Raw genomic sequence first — 18,511 nt, forward strand, 5'->3', positions numbered from 1 at the left:
GAAAACACTGTGCCCGAGGTGGGACTCGAACCGGGTTCCAGACACTGCAAATCCGCCACTCCCCCGAAAACCTCCGCAATCCGGCCCAGTCCGGCACCAGTACGACTCGATCCGAACGCCAGGGTGTGCACATTGTGCACACCCTCTGTACTTGCTCGGTTCGCCCTCCACCAGGCTGCCTATTTGGCCGTTCGCGCGGAGCGGTTGTCTTTTGCGCGCGATTTCGCTCCCATAGGAACAGCAAGCCCCGGCCCCGAACGAGCACTGCACCAGGGAGCGGCCCTCATGCTGAAATCGATGATCATCATGGCGACGGGTTCCTCCTCCAACATCTCATGGATAGGAGGACAGCAACCTGCATGACAAACCGCTAGCTCAATCCTCCGCGACGTGAGCACGCACCACCAACGGCGCAGCGCAGGCCGCCGCAGCCGTCGCCACAACTCGCATTGATGAACTCCGCACGATACGCCGCGTGCATCGTCAACATCCTTCCACTAGCCCTCGCTCGCTAGGTCAAAGAGTCAACAAAACCGGGGGCAGTCCCGTCTTAGTCGGAAGGGTGCGCGCGGCGGTGCAGGAGGGTGATACTAACGGGTATGACAGATGACGACCTTCGACTTCGACTCGCCACCGTCTTTCTCGAGGCGTTGGAGATTGGCAGCGGAAAACAAGAGTGGGATGTGGTGGATGAAGTCTTCAGCGCATTCGACCTCGACTGGAGTGAAACTGAGGCCGGCTTCGCTAACTTGAGTACAAGACGCACGGAATTGCTGCAGCAATACGCTGCCGGTCAGTTGGCGGACGCCGCTCCGACAGCAGCTGACTTACTCAACGTCGTGGTTCGATGCGGAGGGAGGTTCGTGTCCATGCTTGATGAGACGTATGACCGGCTGTACCGACACTCTGCCACGACGTCCGGCTCCTCAGAGACGTTCCGACTCGAGCGAAACGGGGTCGACGAAACACAACTGACCATCAGTCCTGCCTTCCTTGAGCAGGTGCACCACATTATGGAACGGATACATCGTGTTCCCGTGGGAAAAATCGACGAATACGCTCTCCTGTTATTTACAAATTGGGACAACGGGGAGTCGTACGGACATTGGCCCATCACCAGCCATGAAACGGAAGACAGGCTCGTAAACGCCACACTGGATCTCTCGTGGATCGGCCCGTTCATCCGGGGGCGCGAAGCCACGGACCCTGTTTGGACAGACGCTGCGTCTCGCTGGGCGGAGGCGCAGCGTGCAGCCGAGAGGCTGGTCTCAGCCGCGGAGGTTCTCGTTGTCTCCCACATCTCCCACCTAAATGCCCTTGTTGACGTCGAGACGGGGACTGCCGCCCAGGAAGTCTTTGCGGAAAACGAACGCGATCGGAGGGGCGGCGCCCGCCTGGACGAAGTTGAGCGTTTCCGGGCTGAGCGCTCGTTTGGCACAACTGCCCTGCCGGGCTTCGTGCACGGCATCCAAGAACAGAGCGGTGTCGGCTTGCTAGACGACCTAGAGCCTGTGGTCATTCCTGTTAGTGACTTCTGGCCCTCGACGGGGATTGGTGGCCTCGCTGCCTTCGTCGCGATGTGGCGGCTGGGTCTCTGGGCGGAACGGCCGCAGCAGCGGCCTGAGAACATGGATCGTCTCCGTGACCCGATCATCACGGCAGAGTGGCTCTCTCGGGTTGCTTCAGCCTGCTCGGAGGCCACGGCCTGGTTAGAGAACGAGGTTCTCGATGTCACTAGCGCGGTAGACGTCTCTGAACAGATCGATGCCCTGGAAGAGTTTCTGAACCTGCCCCTGTGGCGGCAGCGTAACTTGCTATACGAAGTGTGGGTTCTTTGCTCAACACTTGACGCCTGCGAGGTCGCCGGGTGGACCGTTGAGTTGAGCGGCCTTACAGCGACCGCTGGCGCATGGGTTCTCTCCGTCGGACCGACAGCCACGCCGACAGCCAGACTTCGCTTGCCAGCAGAGGAGGGGGTCTCACTCGACGTATGGCGGGAACCTGCTCGCGAGACATCGGTGGGGAAACTGACACCGGATGTGACTGTTTCTACCGTTGGTCTGTACCCCCGCGACCTGCTCGTAGTCGAGGGGAAGGATCGTGTGAAGATGTCCGTTGGGAGGGGAGCGGTTGTGGGGCCTGCCGGCCGGTCGGAATCCAGCCAACGCACGGCGCTGGGGGTTGCCCAAAAATATGCCTCCGGGCTCCATCCGAATGCAACCTGGATCTGCAACCATTGTGATTTCCGTCAAGGTGTCGACCCTACAATCAATCACGGTGACGCGTGGACGAAAATCCACCTTGCAGACCAGTTCCGGCCCGGCTTGGTGCCTAGAGCTTTCACCGAGTCAGTGAGGGCCGCCCTGGAGCCTGCGCAAAGCGGAGAACTAACAATCGAGGGCCAACCAAGGCTAGCTACGGGGTTAGTCCTGGCAGTGGATGTGACCGGAAGCATGCAGCCTCGTCTGGAGGCCGCGTTTGCGGAACTCAATGCCCTCAAAGCAGCACAATTCGAGACTTACCGGGCTGTACTATTCAGCGACCATGGGAACAGCGAGCCGTTTCTTGTGCGCAAGCTGGGGCCGTTTCCCAACCTGGCAGCGTTGCTCGACAGTGTTCGAGCCCAACCCAACGGAGGCGGGGGCGACTATGAAGAGGCACTCGAGGACGCCATGCAAAGGTGCCGAGAGCTAGTCGACGACGTTGGTGCGCAGACAATTCTAGTCCTCACAGATGCGCCACCCCACGACACTCAGGGCTGTCCTTACATGATCGATTTCACCGCCGAGGTCCAAGCCTTGCTCCATTTAGGGTGCCAACTGCAAGTTGCCAGTGACTGGCTGGACTCAAAAGACGGGACGTGGGACGGTTTCGCGGGAACGGCCGGCTTCAAGCTAGCCCCCCTAGAGACGTTTATCACCAGCGGGCGGGGCGCGGCGGAGAATTAGGACGGCGAACATGGCCACCAGACCAGACACGAAGGCGGCCGCCGCCATGTCGTGATTCCTAGAGTCTAAGGACTTGGCGCAGTATCAAGTTCGAGTCTCGAGTTCCGGTCGCTTGGTCTCGCTGCTTTCGGATTGTTATATCGGCGCTCGGCCGTACCCGGTCGTGAGACCAGTATCTCGTGTGCGGCAACGGTAAGAGCTGGTAGACGATGGACCTCCAGCCGCTAAGTGAAAGCCGAACAGGGATGTCACGAACGCCAGGCCCAAATTCCGGCGCCAAAGGTCCTCCAACGGGGTCACCCAACAACCCGGTCCGCACAGGGAAGTAAAGGTTCGACCAGCGCGTGGGCCCGAAGGGCGCCCCGTGGTGCGCCACCCGCAGGGAACGGGGCTGGCCTCCCACTGTGAAGTTGCTCGGGATGAACGACGAACGTTGCTCAGTCAGCGGTGGGCACCGGGGGTATTCCCGCTCATCTTGTCGTTGTCGGAGCTTTACCGTGCGGGTGTCGAGAAGCAGAGAAGCGTGTGCGAGCGGGGAACCAAGAGTCACGAAGTCTGTGACAAGCCAAGGGACGCCTAGCGCGCGGTTTTCGTCCCAAAGCCGGCGTTGCGCCTGTTGAAACGCCTCGATCTGGGCGGGACTCCGAGCATCCCCGAGCGCCGCACCGTGCTGGTCGAAGGCCTTAGCCTCAGTCTGTGGGCCAAGGCTGGTGGGATTGGGATTGGGGTGAYGAAGGTCGTCCCAGGCCAGACGGAGCAAATCGAGGCCAATAACGCTTCCCAGGCTGTGACCGACCAATACGATCCGCTGATACTGTCCGTCGTCGTGTAGTTTCTTCAGCAACTTCAGGCCGTCAGCGCGGATACTGTTGCGAGCCGAAACATTCCGCGGGTGGGGAGTTAGGTAGCGCGCAGCATCCGCCAGGGATTCGGTGATAAACCGTCCCGCAACCACCTCCACGACGAGAAGAACCACGGTGAGTCCCGCCTGCCAAGACCGCCAGGCATCCATAGCGCCCTTGGTGAGCAATTGTTCGACGAACAGCCACGCCAGGACGACTGCAATCAGGACCGCTACCGTTTGGACCACGCCGACGACTCCGCGCAGTGTCCGGTTCAACTGCCAGAATGGTTGGCGGAAGACAAGGGTGACTGCCCACCGAAGAGTCTCACGAAGTTTTCCTGTATCGAAGTGGTGCGCCCAGTACAGCTCATAACAGTCAGTGAGGGGACGGTGTCTGGTGCTGGGCAGCGTGTACCGGCGCAACTCCAGGGAATCAGAGAGCCGATCCGGCTTGCTGTAGAACCGTTCTTCCCCCAAGCCCTGAACAAAACTGCGCAGCGTATCCATCGGACGCTGCTCCCCTATCCCGTGTATCAGAACGACCGCCTGACGCTCCCTATTTCCCATATGGAAAGTGTGCCACGTGGACGGTCTGCTTCGGCTCAGCGCCGTCGACCAGGGCCGTCATCAACTCGACCTTCCCTGAGACCCGATTCTCGCTCCTGGGAATGGAACAAGACTGTGAACTATCTTGCGATTCTCGTTGGCGTAGATTCCCGCCTTGCATCGATGTTCAATTGAGTGCATCCGCGCCCGCAGCAGGAGTGGAGGACCTGACCTACGAACAACTGATTAAGGGCCGCACGGACACCAGATGCACGCGCTGGTCGGGAAGGGCTTGTCCTTAACATCCGCCACCGGGACGGGCATCGCCTGAGCGTCGACGTCGTCGGCTGACCCCGGTCCGAGGGTGGCGACGTAAGATCAGGATTTGAGGGGATCGCGCGCCCGCTGGCTGACGGCGCGGCGCAGAGCCCGGCGAACCAGGAAATCAGCACGCGCCTCGATCACTTGCTCACCACCCGGACATTGATAACAGCGTTCCAGCCGATCCGTAATTTGGGAACCGGCGAAATTGTCGGCGCCGAAGGGCTCCCTCGATTCGTCAGCTCTCTCTTCAGGTCTCCGGATCAATGGTTCGTCGACGCGAATTCAATCTGGCGCGGCCCCGAACCCGAATTCCTTGCCTTGGAAACGGCGTTACTTGCTGCCGCGGATCTCCCTGCCTATCTCTATTTAGCCGTCAATCTCTCCCCGGCGGCATGCCCTGATCCGAGGCTAAGTCACATCGTGATCGATTCCGGTCTGAAACCGGTCTGAAACCCGGGCGAATCGTCGTGGAGCTGACCCAGCGCTCAGCCGTTGCCGATTATGCACGTCTCAGCAGCGCTTGCCCCACTCTGAAGCGCTGGCCTGCGCATAGCTATCGACGACGTCGGCGACGTGTTTTCGTCCATGCGCCGGTACCAACGGAAGGCCGGACCAGAAGGTCGATGAGCTCTTGGATCACGGCCGCGACGGTGGGCGCTTTGGTCTGGTTCGCGAGCATCGCATGCTGGGCGATCTCAAACGAGTGATTGTTGGCGTCAAGGAGGCGCTTCAGGGTGATCGCTTCGGATTCCGTTGGCAGCGTGATGCCTTGCTCCTGGCGGTTGGCCGGGTCCCGCCAACAGACCATAAAAGACGTCGAACCGTCCTTTTTGTGCGCTTTGGAATGCTGGCCATAGGAAAAATGCTACGCCGCTGTCCACACGTTTAGTACTTTTGTCCACACTCAGCACCCCCAAAGGGCGGCTGACCTGCGGAAACACGGTGCCCGAGGTGGGACTCGAACCGGGTTCCAGCAGTTGAATTTCCGCCACTCCCCCGGAAACATCGCCAGTCCGGCCCAGCCCGGCACCAGTACGACCCGATCCAAAGAGGGTGTGCACATTGTGCACACCCTCTTTCTTGCTCATTCGGCACCCCAACCAGGCTGCTCATACGGACGTTCGGGCGTGGCAGTTGTGTCTTGGACGCTCGGGTGGGTCTTGCGAGAGCTGGTCCGCCGTACCGCAGCCCGGACTGTAGGTTTATATTATGAGCGGTAAACGAGCGAAGGCGGAGCGGCAGATATTATCAGAACGACCTACGGTCCTAGTGAATGCCGAATGGATTGTTCGATCGGCAAAGGCTGTTCTCGCGGTCGACCTCGACGACGTACCACTCACACGAGTGACCCAGTTCATCGTTGGGTGGTGCCGAGCAGCATTTGCGCAGAGCCAAGTCGTCGGGCAACTTGCCATCAGCGGCACATCTTCGGCTTGTGCGCCGAACAGGAGGCTTTTCGCAGAGCTAGCCATCCGGCTCCAGTGGATGCTTGACCTCCCAAAGGAGGTGCGTCCCAGCGCCGTGGATGAGATTCTCAAAGTCGCTCGTGAGACCAGGCTTGGTACCCATAAGCACCTACGTGACATGGGCTGGGATATGGAGTTCGACCCGACGGAGATGAACGCCTTCGTTCTCGCAGACGCCAACGGGGACGTCAAGAACCAAGCGCGCAAGTTCGCGGCAGCGGCGCACGCGACCGACGTGAAAAACGGCCCAGTGTTCGCGATGTGGCGGGAGGATTCCTACCTTGCGCATCCCACAGGTCCTCTTGCGGGAGAATATGCCCCTGCCATCGACAACGAGATACTCGGACAGGGTTTACCCAGTGTTCTCGATCAAGACCTAAGCGGGCATCGGGACATTTCGATGCTGGTCATCGTGACGACCTGCTCGCTCCTCACAGATGAGGGAGTGGGGGATGCAGCGGTCACTCGGCTGAGTAGTGCATTCTTCTCGGTCTGTTAGCTGATATTAGTGCTGACGATGCGAAGGAGTCGAAAAATGGCATGACCCTTTCGGTTCAATTGCTCTCGATCGCTGTCGTACGACCGCGTCGGACCATGGGGAGACTTTTGACAAGTTGTTGGAGACACAAGCGACTCCGGTCGACTTGCGCCGGAACTCCAAGTTGATCAGGTGCCAGAGATTTCAGTCGCAATAGGAATGCGTAACTGAGTGGCAATCGGCGTATACAGATCGATGTCCTGTTCTGCGGTCGTCAAGGACAGGAGTAGTCCATACCGGACAGGGAAGTCGCGTCTGTCGGCGCGGTTATTGTTCTTCCACCAACCTCCAACGGGATAGACAGCGACGGAGTTACACATGGCAAGCTCGCTGCCGGTGCCGTGCCATTCATCCTGATGGAGCGATCCGAGCTTTCGCTGATTCTCGCCGAGGAGCCAGCGGTCGGACCTGGTACCGCTCCGCGAAGCGCCGTATTCATCGGACTGAGCCTCTCGGTTGATCCGCGATATGAACCCCTGCTGTGTCTCAAGGGGACCTTGGAGATCGAAGCGCAGCGAGTGTGACGCGTAGGCGTAACGCTGTCGCCACCCACGGCGAGAGGCCGTGGGCTCGATGAAATATGACAATGTTATGCGCAGTCGCACATCGTTCGCCCCGAGTTCTTGGAGTACTTCGGTGGGCCAAGGGAGTTTGTGGAGCCGGAAGCGCCTCATTGCGAAACTTTGGCCGTCGAACGGCACGAACTGATCCTGTGTCACCAAGGTGACCGCTCGCTTCGAGGAGTTGAGGACGGCTTCCTCGGTAGGAACGCCCCATCCGTAGTTCCGGAGAAGCTGGAGCCGGGCAGTCTTTGAGGAATTCGACGCGACTTCGGCGTTCATCGCAGGGCTCCACTCGGCTGAGTGCGTGAGGAGTCCTCGAACGGTTTCGGGCCAGTACTCGGGGTACCGGCCCATAGCCAGGGCCGCGAGTCTCGAGGCCTGGGCGGTGGCGGCGCTCGTGGCGTTCGCAGAGGTAAGGGCGCTGTCGTTCGCGTTGCTGGTGGAGCGCAGCGAGAGGCTTGGTAGCTTCGGCTCGAACATCTGATTGCCGTCGCTGAGGACGTTCCCGCCTTCCATGCAGATGTCGGGCTTGATGGGCCATTTACGTTGGCCAAACAAATGAGAGGTTCGGCTGTGCGGTGACAGTTCTCCGGGGTTGGCGAGCGGAACCCAGCCGGCATACTGAGGGTGTTGCGGGGTGTCTGTCAGTTCGGTGTAAGCACCCACGGTTAGGGCATTCCAGGACTGACCGGGGTCTTCCACAGCCGAGATCTCGGAATTGGCGCGGTAGTCGGACTTGTAGTCGTCGACGTTGCCCGCCGCGACGAGGATCAACCGAGCCGCATCGGGGTCGGGAGCCGAAATCAGCTGGAACTGGTCGCCATCGCGGGCTGAGTCGGTGCCGACGGCGAGAGCGCCGACAGCCGCTGACCAGAGAGTCGGCTCACCCGGGTTATCCGGTCGGGTGCTGAGCGTGAGGCAGAAGACACGACGTCGCGAATGCGCGATCTCCGGAAGGGCCACGGCTTGAACGGTGGCACTTCCGTAATCGAGCGGATCGATGTCGACTTCTTGGGACCCCGGCGCAATCCTCACGGATTCAAGGCGGTGGAGCAGATTCACCTGTTGGGCGCCTTGGAGGTACTGGTCGAGGTCGCCGAAGAGAGCCAAGCCCGCCATTGAGGTTCCGTGGCCACTTTTGTGGACGTCATTGCCCGAGACGCCAAAGATCGTGTGGTGGTCGGACTCTGCGAGGGATGAGTTCAGGAGGAGATGGGTGCGCAGCACCCCGGTATCGAGATGGCAAACTGCCGGGGCGTCATCAGGGGCTTGAACGATCCGGTCGGCAAGATCGACGACGTACTCGTTCTGCTCGTCTAGGGGAAGGTCTTCAACGGTCTCGATGAACTCCGGTCGCCGGATCTCCGCAAGCGGTACGGCGGTGAACGGCAGGATTTCGAGCTGCGCCCAGGTAGCTTCAATCCAGAACACGACCCGATCCCGCAGCCGGATGGATCGAGGTAGGGCACGAAGATTGTAGGCGGCAGCGTATCCATGGATCGTATCGACGTGCTGGCTTGTCGCGTCGAGCCAGACTTCCCACCAGTGCTTCCCGTGAACAGGGGGTTCGCCATCGGACGTCCAAAGATCAGTAAGGACGGCCGTCCGGATGCGTGAGATGTTCGCAACCAGCTCTCGGTTCTTCGGGTTTCCATTGGCGGTCGAGACGTCGAGGTAGTCCTGGAAGAGCTTGAGGAAGGCCGCGCGATGTTCGTCGGCAACCCATACGGTTGCCTGCTCTGGGCTGGTGTCCGTGGGTGGGCGTACCGATAGCAGCATCCAACGGGGCTTCTTTGGTTGCCTTGTGTGCGTGGTCAGTCGGTTGAGCGAGTCGAGCTTCAATGGGTAGGCGTCGTCGTTGCCCTCCAATACGAGGACAGTTCCGAGGGCGCGGAGATCGTCTTCAGAAAGCTGCAGGGACAGTCGTTCTGCGTCGCTTGTCGCGAAGGTGCTGTCTGCTTCTCCTACCAGCTTCGTTCCATGGCCGCCGCGGTCTACCAGCTTCAACTTCGCCGGTCCCCCGCCGGTGCGGTGGAAGTCTTGAGTTGCGGCATGACCCTGCACATAGAGGTGGTCATGGTGTTGAGACGGATCAGTCAAGGCTAGCCGTTCGCCGTGCGTTCAGCGCAGTGACAATGTCATCGCGATAAACTTTGGTTTCGCCGCGCAGGAGCACTGACTTGGCCGCGGACTCCGCTGCTTTCACGAGGTCCGCATGACTAAGGCCGTCGGTGTACTCACTAAGCTTGGCCATGCTTGTTCCGGTAGCGAGCGATCCCAGACGAGCCTTGATCACTGCGACCGCCTGACGTGCGTCTGGGAGTGAATATGTCATGACCGCGTCGAATCGGCGGAATAATGCTCGGTCGAGGATTGAGCGGTGATTTGTTGCGGCGATCAAAATTGACTCCGAGCTTGCCTCTTCCAGGAAGACAAGGAAGGAGTTCAGGATGCGGCGAGCCTCACCGACATCGTTTCCGGACCGGTCGGCGCCGAGTGCGTCGAACTCGTCGAAGAAGTAAACCGCTCGGCGTTGGGCGACCGCTTCGAACACGAGGCGGAGCTTGCCCGCGGTCTCTCCCATGAATTTGCTCAGAAGGCCGTCCAGTCGCACCGTGAACATTGGCAGAGCGAGTTCCGTAGCCAGCACTGATGCAGTCATCGTTTTTCCAGTACCGGGCGGCCCTTCGAGCAGCAGCCGATGTGCTGGCGCGAATCCATGATCAAGTAGGTTCTTGCGCTGACGTTGTTCGGCTAGCACCTGCTTGATCTGCCCCACCAATTCAGCGGGCGCGACCAACTCACGGAGGTGGACTTCGGGATTTGACGCCTCAACAATCTCGGCCAGCTCGCCACGTGGTTGAGTAAGCGTGGTGACGTTGGTTAGCGGAGTGCGCTCACGCGACGAGTCGACAGCCTTCTTGATGTCGCCGGCAAGCACATGGTGACCTTGTTTGGCTTCACGCGCCGCAATCTGCAGGGCTACTGAATAGAAGGCGGCGTCGTCGCCCGAGGCATGGCTACGGACCATCGCGGTAATGTGCTCCCCGAGCCCAGCCATGCCTCCCCCTTCCTCTCCAGTGATGGACAATGTCCCTGATAATCCTACGATGCGCCCAACTGCCACCAGGGAAGCCTCGCCTACAAAGTGAGTTGAAGAGCAGGCGTCGTTGCTCACAACTTCCGGTCTCGGCGATCCAGCAATGGTGCACTGGGGGCTTTGCAGATCCCAACAACCCTCAATGATCCCACCTGTCGGCTGAAGTCCGCGCTGCTGATCAAGAAGTCCCGTTGCCAAGTCCCGGCACCAGGATGAAAAGCAAAAGGCTGGGAAGCGCCGCCTACAACGCAAGTCGACGGACATTCATTAGGACACCTGGCCGGCGAGAGCGCGGCCACCCAACGTCCGCTGATCACGTCCCTACACTCGCGCCAGGCGTCCGCCGCGTCGATCCTGTCCTTCAGCGCCCGCTTCATCACCAGGTGCCGGTCGGACTCGGACTTATGCTCGATGACGCAGTCGACGGAAAGGTAGTGCTTAAAGAATTGCCAGCCCTTCACGTGACACGCCTGGCCCGCGGCCCACCAACATCAGGTCCTTGTAGCCCAGGGTCATTCACCATGTCATGCCACGGCTCGTTGGCAATCTACGTCGCGTCGACCAAGTCACCGTTCAAGTGCGTCACCAACTGAGCAGAAGCTCCCCCATCTCATCCACACACCTCTGGCGGTCAATCTACCTATCAGCCCCCGGCACAGCTATCAAGGAACCCCCGCCGTGGCTGCTGTCCAGGCCGGGCCACCCTGGTCGTCACCGAACTCGATCGGATCGCTCGGTCCACTCGCAGCAAGTCATGCAGTTTCAAGCGCTCCCCGCCATGAAGGAGTACGAAGCAACACCGCCGTTCAAACAAAGACGCTGTTCAAGCAAAGAGAGGAGCCGACAGACCGCAACGGCCACCAACAAAAATGGGCCCGCAGGGGTCCATAAAAAGTAGATTTTTATACATTCAGAGGCCCACAAGCCCCTGACCAGGGAAAACACTGTGCCCGAGGTGGGACTCGAACCGGGTTCCGGACCTTGCAAACGCTGGGACTCGGCCGAAACATAGGGAATCCGGCCCAGTCCGGCACCAGTACGACCCGGTCCGAAGCTTGGGGTGTGCACAATGTGCACACCCATTGGACGAAGCTATTCCTGGTTTACAGACCTGAATGACCGGGACAGGTTCGCCCACTCGCTTTTCGCGACCTCTCAGCGGGCGGCGCACCTACTGAGCAGGCTGGCCGCCGGTTCATCCAGTATTAGGGTCACGTTGGGGTGTGTCTGGAGGATGGATGCGGGCACGTCTTCGGTGACGGGTCCGTCGACTGCCCGCCCGACGGCCGCTGCTTTCTCTTCGCCGTTGACGACCACCAGGAGATGGCGCGCTTCCTGTATGGTTCCCAGGCCCTGGGTTATCGAATGCGTCGGCACGTCTCTAAGCGACGGAAAGAAACGCGCATTTGCTTTCCTGCTGTCCTCAGTGAGCGCGACAACGCGGGTTCGCGAGTCGAATCGCGAGCCGGGTTCGTTGAAGGCCAGATGGCCATTGCGTCCGATTCCCAGGATCTGGAGGTCTATCCCTCCCGCGGACTTGATCATGTTCTCGTATTCGTCTCCGGCCGTTGCGCCGTTGCCTTTCCCAACACGCGGGACATGGACGTTTTTGGGGAGGATTCCTAAGGGCTCGCTGATCCGTCGACGAACGAAGTTGGCATAGCTCTGTTCGTGGTCTGCTGGCAGCCCAAGATATTCGTCGAGGGCAAAGCAAGTCACGGCGCTAAAGTCCGCGCCGGGGTGCCGGGCAAGGTGTTCGTAAACTGGAAGCGGCGACGACCCGGTGGCTACGCCTAGGACAGTGAACGGGTTCGCTCGAACCCTGGCGGCTACGAGCTCAGCAGCGGCCGCCCCAAGAGCGTCAGGTGCGGCGGTGACAATGATTTCCATGGTGCTTATGCTCCGGCTGGGGCTGGTTGGGGTATGCGGACGGCTTCTTTTGGCAAGGTCGTTACTGGGGGCAACGGCAGCCGTATGGCAGGAATAGTCTCCTGAAGGCTCCGGTACGCGAGTAACAGCGCACCGAGCATCGACAGATCCGCTGCCAGCGGCGAAACCCGGACGACCGGAGGATATGGCACAAATTCGTCTAAAGCATCCCGCAGCCGCGGCAAGAAGATATCCGCGGCGGCTGTCACGCCTCCTCCGATGGAGACGATGTCAGGATCTAGAGTGATGGCGAGGTTGGAAGCCGCATGAACAAGCTCATCGATGAATTCCGCGGCCAATTCGGACAAAGCCGTCTGGGAAGTTCCCTGGTTGTCCCACGACTCAATGACCGCGGAGGCTGTTATCCGCTCTCCAGTCGCTTCGAGCGCCCGGGCGCTCAGGGCCCGCCCCGACACAGCGTCTTCCAACGGCGCACTACCGCTTCGGTGCCCCCGGCTATGGGTCGCCGACGTCGGGATCAGGTAGCCAATCTCAAGCGCGGCACCGTTTGCGCCCATCAACGGCTGGCCGTCGATGACCGCGCCGGCTGAGATGCCCGTGCCGAGATTGATGTATAGACCGCACCGGGCACCCTGGAGTTCGCCCCACTGGTAATCCGCTAGGGCAGCGGCTTTGACGTCGTTGGCCCATGAAACGCTCTCGACGTCCAGCCGCGTACCGATTGTTACAGCCGGAAGAGACGCTTCCATCCCCGGGTTGTTCGGCGTGAGCGCGATGCCGTTCTCTCCGATCACTCCGGGGGTGACCAGCCCGACTGCGCCGGCGCTCACTTCCCGGCCGAGGGCACGGGCCGAATCCTCCAGTGCCGCAGTGAAACATGCCTGAACGTCATCTGCCACCTGTGCGGCGTGACGCCCGGACGGCCCGCGGGCTTCGGCGACAGCGAGGATCCGGCCGTCCAGCGTCGCCGCGCAAACTTTGAGCTTGGTCCCGCCGATATCGATGCCGACAGCAAGCAGTTCCGGCGCCAAACCGGTCACGCGTTGACCTCGAGGACGCTAATTTCGTCGTCGACTTCGTTCCGTTCCACCGGCAGCGGGCCGAAGGGCCACGTCTTTTCCCGCTTTGCCCAGATCAGGAAGCTGATGGCGCCTGCGCCAACCCAAGCGATGGACAGCTCAACGGGGTGGAGGTCGGGGGCGTTGACGTCAGAGTAGAAGTAGATGACCAGCCAGCCGAGGCCTGCAATGATCAGCGGCGCGGGGTACAGCCACATCTTGTAGGGCCGAACCATGTCGGGGCGGCGGCGCAGAACTACGACAGCGGCAACTTGCCCGAGGGCCTGCACCAGGACCATGACGGCGGTAAGGAGTTGAATGAGAGCGCCGATGTTAGTGGCCCGGCCGATGAGGAAGCCCGCAGCAGTCATGACGCCCATGGCGATCAGCCCAGCGACCGGGAACTCCTTCGTCGGGTGAAGCTTCGCGAAAACCTTGAAGAACACACCGTCTCGCGCGGCGTCGTAGGGAACGCGCGAACCGGCCAGCAGACCCACCATCAGCGACGCGAAGGCCGTGACCAGGATGAGCACGGTGACAACGTTGGCGACGCCGGCTCCCCATGTGCGCTGGAGGACAAGGGAGACGAGTGACTGGTACGCCATCGAGTCAGTGTCGAGCATTTCCTGCCACTTGACGACGCCCAGCACACCGATCTGCATGAACAGGTAGATGACCATGATCCCCACTACTGAGAACACGACCGACCGGGGAATGGTCCTCCCGGCGTTCTTGACCTCCGCGCCCATGTAGGAAGAGGTGTTGTAGCCGAGGTAGTCGTAGATGCCGATTGTCAGGCCTGCAACGAAAGCGACCCAGAAGCCGCCGGAGGTTATGTCAAAAGCTCCAGCAGGAAAGTCCACCACCTGAGCGGCGTCGAAGTGGGTCAAGCACGCGGCGATGACCGCCAGGACGGTCAGGACCATGATCGCCCACAGCACGACAGTGAGTTTGCCGAGCGATTCGATGCGGCGCCAGAGCACGGCGATGATGACCGCGATCAGGCCAAGGCCGACGACAGTCCCTGTCAGATCGTCCATCCCGGGCGCCAGATAGCCCAGGTACTGCACGAAGCCAATGACACCAGTCGACATGACCAGAGGGATGAACAAAACGGCGGACCAGACGAACAGGAAGGGCATAAGGCGTCCCGTCCGGTACTTGAAGGCCTCCCGCAGGTAGACGTAGGTTCCTCCGGATCCCGGCATCGCAGCGCCCAGTTCGGCCCAGATCAGGCCATCCGCTAGAGCGAGCACCGCACCGGCGATCCACCCGATCACCGCCTGAGGTCCGCCGAAGGCGACGATCATGGCGGGGATGGTGATGAACGGGCCGATGCCCACCATTTGTGACATGTTCAGTGCGGTGGCCTGAAACGAACCGATGCGACGGCGCAACTGGGGTGCGCGGGCAGGACTAGACGCCATTGTGAATCCTTTGGAAGAGGGCTGATCCCGGACCAGATGCGGAACATGGGCGGGAGCCGTGCAAGATCGCTCAATCGTAAAACAGTTTTCCGATCAAGGTCAAGAGCATGGCTGCAAGTTATTGCAGTGCCCGGTCAGAGGCCTGTCGCAAGCATGTCCCATGCCAACTCGGCGCCCTTGGTCTCAGCTCCCCGCAGGGTTGCGAGTTCACCCGCTGTACTGACCTCCACGGGGGGGACGCGGACAGGGAGCAACTCTTCGAGGTCATGCCGCACGGATCGGGCGAAATCCGAACCGCCCTCAAGGCCTACACTCCCGGTGAGTACCACCAGAGGGGGGTCGACGACGAGGACAAGGGAGCTGAGGGCGTACGCGACCAGCCGCGATTCAATGGCCAGCGCCCTTTTCGCCCCCGGGTGGCCTTCCCGCGCGGCTCGAATCAGTTCGGGGACGCCGGCAAATTCGCCGCCGGCCCCGCCGGAAGAGAGCATCGAATCCACGGACGCTGCTTCTTCCAGGAAGCCGCGAGGTGATGGAACACCGGGCTTGAGCGGGTCCACGCCCAGAGGCAGGAACGCGATTTCACCGGCGAGTCCGTTGGACCCGGATAGTGGCTGGCCATCGCGAACGACGGCGGCGCCCACCCCTCTGCCGACCGACAACAGAACGAAATCCTTGGTCCCATTTGTGCTTCTCGCTTCGGCCTCCCCGAGCGCGGCCAGGTAAACATCCTTCATGATCAGGAAGCTCGGGCCGAATAAGTCCCTGAGCGCGGTCAGGGTAGACGGGTCGTCCCAGCCGGGAAGATTGGACGCATGCTGAAGGTGGCCGGAAGCGGGATCGACGACACCCGGGCTGCCCATCACGGCATAGACGATGGACTCCCTTTTCACACCCGCCTGAGCCAGCAATCCGCATAGCGCTTTGGCCAGGGCGCGCAACACGTCCTGGGCGGAGCCTGACTCGGACCTTCCGCGGAAGGCGCCGCGGGATTTCCCGCTGAGGCTGCGCAGCCCGAGCCGGACCCACTGTGTTCCTACGTCTATGGACAGGACTAGTCCGGCGTTCTCGTCAATTGCCCAGAGCAGGGGTGCCTGACCGGACCGTCCTCCCTTGAAACCCTGTTCGCACACGAAGCCAGCTCCTTGGAGGGCCCGCAGGGCAGACCCGACCGTGGGCTTGGATAGCCCAGTCCTCTTGCCGATCTCGGGCGCGGTAGTGGGCCCGCAAACGCGAACGTCATCGAGTACGACCCGTTCATTGGTGCGCTTTAAGTCCGTTGCCCGCACGCCTTGGGCCAAAGAATTCACTGGAACGTCCTAGATATTGATGACGACAAAGCCCACACGTGGCGGGGACGGGGCCCGACCATCGAATCGAACGCAGCCTCGGAGTACGCAAGCATCTCAGTCCCTGCCTCGACCATAACAGCCCGCCAGAAGCTCCTGGCAGCGCTCCTGTACTCCGCCCCGAGGAGCCACACCCGAGTCCGGAGGTACCGGTTCAGACACAGACGACTTCGCATCCCAGTTCCCGGATGCGCTCCAGGATGGCCTCCGGAGCCTTGCTGTCGGTGATCAGCACGTCGACTTCAGACATAGCGCAGACGCTCGCGAGGGCTACTCGTGAGAGCTTCGTGGCGTCGGCAAGAACGACAGTTAGTCGCGCCCGCTGTTGCAGGGCCCGGTTCACTCGCGCACCAACCGGGTCGTAGTTAGTGCATCCGGCCCCAGGGTCGACGCCGTCCACGCCGAGGAATGCCACATCTATGTTGTAGTCCGAAAGGAACGCTTCAGCGGTAGGTCCGACCGTTTCTTGGCTGCTTGCTCGCGCTTCGCCGCCGGCAACGAACACCCGCAATCCCGGGTTGGCCAGCAGATTGGTCGCAATATTTAGGGCATTAGTAACCACGCTGATGCCGTCACGGTCCATCAGGTTCCGGGCGAACTCCGTCAAGGTGGTGCCTCCGGTCATCCCGATTACACGCGCACCGTCGAGGTAACGACATGCATGCTCGGCGATCCGGCGCTTCTCGGCGAGGTCCTGGGCCGTTTTATAGCTAAGGGGCACGTCGTTGAAGGACGCATTCGTCGAGGCGCCTCCGCGGGTACGGCTGACCAAACGTTGACTTTCGAGGAGTTCGAGGTCGCGACGTATGGTCGCCTCCGATACCGCGAATCGTTCGGCCAGTGTCGCGACGTCGATGGTCCCGGCTTCGAGGACCGCCGAGACGATGTGGTTGAGCCTTTGTTTGCGTGTCACGTTCGCAACCTTAGCTTTCTGAACACTTATTTGCAAGAAACTGTTTGTTTCGAACACAAAAGATGCATAAAGACGCTCACTTACTGTCCGAAAGGGACCATACTCTTGTGTGATCTGCGCAACTCATGCAAATATTGCTTACGCCCTCCAAGGGGCGCGCAGTTCGCGCACTTTCTGCGGAACTGAAGGCACAGCTCCAAGGAAGGTCAGCTGATGAAATCGATGCGCAACGGCGTAAGAAGTACAGTGTTGGTTGCGGGCGCCGCAGCCCTAAGCCTCGTCGCGACGGGATGCACCGCTGGTGGTGGGGGAACCGCGTCGTCTCAGACGAAGGACGTCACGATCACAGTGGCCCTGTTCGGGGCGCCGCCTCCTCAGAGCTCATTGGACGCGTTCACCAAGAGCACGGGCATCACCGTTAAATGGTCAACGATTGACTGGGACAGCCTGCAGACCAAGATCGCTGCCGCCGCAACTTCCAACACATACTTTGCAGACGCGACCGACGTCGACTGGTCGCGAGTCGGTCAAGAAGGAAAACTGGGCTGGTTCTTGCCCATGGAGAAGTACATCGATGAGAAGGCCTACGCAGCTGACATGCCGCAGCTGGACTCCTTCAAATCGGGTGGCCACATCGTCGGGATCCCCTTCGACTCCTCATATCTGGTGACGACCGTCAATAAGAAGATGTTTGCGAAGGCGGGCATCACCTCGATGCCGACGACCATCGAGCAGTACACCAGCGATCTTCGCAAGCTAAAGTCCACGGGCGTCGCACAGAATCCGCTGAACATTCCCTTCGCCGCAGCTGAGGGATTGTCGACGTACTGGTACCAGACGACGCAAGCCTTCGGCGGGACAATCCTGGATGAGAAGGGCAAACCCCAGTTCGAGGCTCCGGACTCCCCCGGCTACAAGGCAGCCCAATGGATGGTCGACGCAGTCAAGACAGGCCTCGTGCCGGCGGGCAACATCAATGTCAGCGATAGCCAGGGACAGCAGACCCTCATGGCGAAGGGTGTCACGGCAAGCACCTTCGCTGACTACTCAGGGAACCTGGGCAGCCTCTACGAGGTGCCGTCGTCGTCGTCGGTTACCGGCCAGGTCCAGTACCTTCCCACGCCGGGCGTGAGTGGAACGGCCGCGAATGTGAGCAACCCGGACGGAATTGGCATCCCCAAGACCGCGAAGTATCCGGAAGCCGCCGCAAAGTTCATCGAGTGGTTTACCTCAGCCGAGAACCAGGCTGATTTCGCAGGTGTCAGCGGGCCGGACAAGGTGATGCCGGGCTACTTCCTGCCCTCACGATTGAGCGGATTGTCCAAGCTCACTGCCGCCGGCAACCTGGTGGGGGGCAAGGAACTTACCGCCATGCTGAAGGGCAGCAAGCCAGTCTTCCCCGAAGGTGCGCCGGTCTGGTACCCGCAGTTCTCCAACGCCGTCTACACCAACCTGCATGCGGCTGCCACCGGGACGATGAGTGTTGAAGCCGCGATCAAAGCTATCGCCGAGACCGCCAACACCCTTTCGAACCAGTAGATTCTG

10 protein-coding genes are annotated in these 18,511 nt (G+C 60.7%); 3 read left to right on the forward strand and 7 right to left on the reverse strand.

Annotated elements, in window-relative coordinates; translation table 11 throughout:
- Positions 1–599: 599 nt before the first annotated feature.
- Positions 600–2,948 carry a vWA domain-containing protein gene (locus tag AC1DK9_RS07860; protein WP_476915532.1) on the forward strand — a complete coding sequence of 783 codons (2,349 nt, stop codon included), beginning with the start codon at positions 600–602 and terminating at the stop codon, positions 2,946–2,948.
- Positions 2,949–5,871: 2,923 nt separating this feature from the next.
- Positions 5,872–6,627, forward strand: coding sequence for a hypothetical protein (locus AC1DK9_RS07865; RefSeq protein ID WP_476915533.1), 756 nt, complete (start codon positions 5,872–5,874; stop codon positions 6,625–6,627).
- 167 nt (positions 6,628–6,794) lie between these two features.
- On the opposite strand, the gene AC1DK9_RS07870 is transcribed toward AC1DK9_RS07865, so the two are convergent.
- From AC1DK9_RS07870 to AC1DK9_RS07900, 7 genes are all read right to left on the reverse strand, one after another.
- The gene (locus AC1DK9_RS07870) at positions 6,795–9,329 is read right to left on the reverse strand and encodes a S8 family peptidase (protein ID WP_476915534.1); all 2,535 of its coding nucleotides are present in this window, start codon (positions 9,327–9,329) and stop codon (positions 6,795–6,797) included.
- Complete coding sequence (locus AC1DK9_RS07875) at positions 9,322–10,407, reverse strand: AAA family ATPase (RefSeq protein WP_476915535.1); 1,086 nt, start codon at positions 10,405–10,407, stop codon at positions 9,322–9,324. Before AC1DK9_RS07875 ends, AC1DK9_RS07870 begins: the two co-directional genes overlap by 8 nt.
- A gap of 1,077 nt (positions 10,408–11,484) precedes the next feature.
- On the reverse strand, positions 11,485–12,219 hold the full coding sequence (locus AC1DK9_RS07880) for a glucosamine-6-phosphate deaminase (RefSeq protein ID WP_476915536.1): 735 nt from the start codon (positions 12,217–12,219) through the stop codon (positions 11,485–11,487).
- A 5-nt stretch (positions 12,220–12,224) separates the two neighbouring features.
- Entirely contained in the window at positions 12,225–13,259 is a 1,035-nt protein-coding gene (locus AC1DK9_RS07885; RefSeq protein WP_476915537.1) for an ROK family protein, read from the reverse strand.
- Complete coding sequence (locus AC1DK9_RS07890; RefSeq protein WP_476915538.1) at positions 13,256–14,704, reverse strand: APC family permease; 1,449 nt, start codon at positions 14,702–14,704, stop codon at positions 13,256–13,258. Before AC1DK9_RS07890 ends, AC1DK9_RS07885 begins: the two co-directional genes overlap by 4 nt.
- A gap of 134 nt (positions 14,705–14,838) precedes the next feature.
- Entirely contained in the window at positions 14,839–16,014 is a 1,176-nt protein-coding gene (locus AC1DK9_RS07895) for an ROK family protein (protein WP_476915539.1), read from the reverse strand.
- Positions 16,015–16,207: 193 nt separating this feature from the next.
- Complete coding sequence (locus AC1DK9_RS07900; protein WP_476915540.1) at positions 16,208–16,966, reverse strand: DeoR/GlpR family DNA-binding transcription regulator; 759 nt, start codon at positions 16,964–16,966, stop codon at positions 16,208–16,210.
- A 213-nt stretch (positions 16,967–17,179) separates the two neighbouring features.
- Between AC1DK9_RS07900 and AC1DK9_RS07905 the strand changes: the two genes are divergently transcribed.
- Positions 17,180–18,505, forward strand: coding sequence for an extracellular solute-binding protein (locus tag AC1DK9_RS07905; RefSeq protein WP_476915541.1), 1,326 nt, complete (start codon positions 17,180–17,182; stop codon positions 18,503–18,505).
- The last annotated feature ends 6 nt before the right edge of the window (positions 18,506–18,511 follow it).

The organism is Arthrobacter sp. 01T414, assembly GCF_056398965.1.

What these genes read in the sequence shown, in the direction of transcription:
- AC1DK9_RS07860 (WP_476915532.1), top strand. Translation starts at nt 600, where the DNA reads ATGACAGATGACGACCTTCGACTTCGACTCGCCACCGTCTTTCTCGAG.
- AC1DK9_RS07865 (WP_476915533.1), top strand. Translation starts at nt 5,872, where the DNA reads ATGAGCGGTAAACGAGCGAAGGCGGAGCGGCAGATATTATCAGAACGA.
- AC1DK9_RS07880 (WP_476915536.1), bottom strand. Translation starts at nt 12,219, where the DNA reads ATGGAAATCATTGTCACCGCCGCACCTGACGCTCTTGGGGCGGCCGCT.
- AC1DK9_RS07890 (WP_476915538.1), bottom strand. Translation starts at nt 14,704, where the DNA reads ATGGCGTCTAGTCCTGCCCGCGCACCCCAGTTGCGCCGTCGCATCGGT.
- AC1DK9_RS07905 (WP_476915541.1), top strand. Translation starts at nt 17,180, where the DNA reads ATGAAATCGATGCGCAACGGCGTAAGAAGTACAGTGTTGGTTGCGGGC.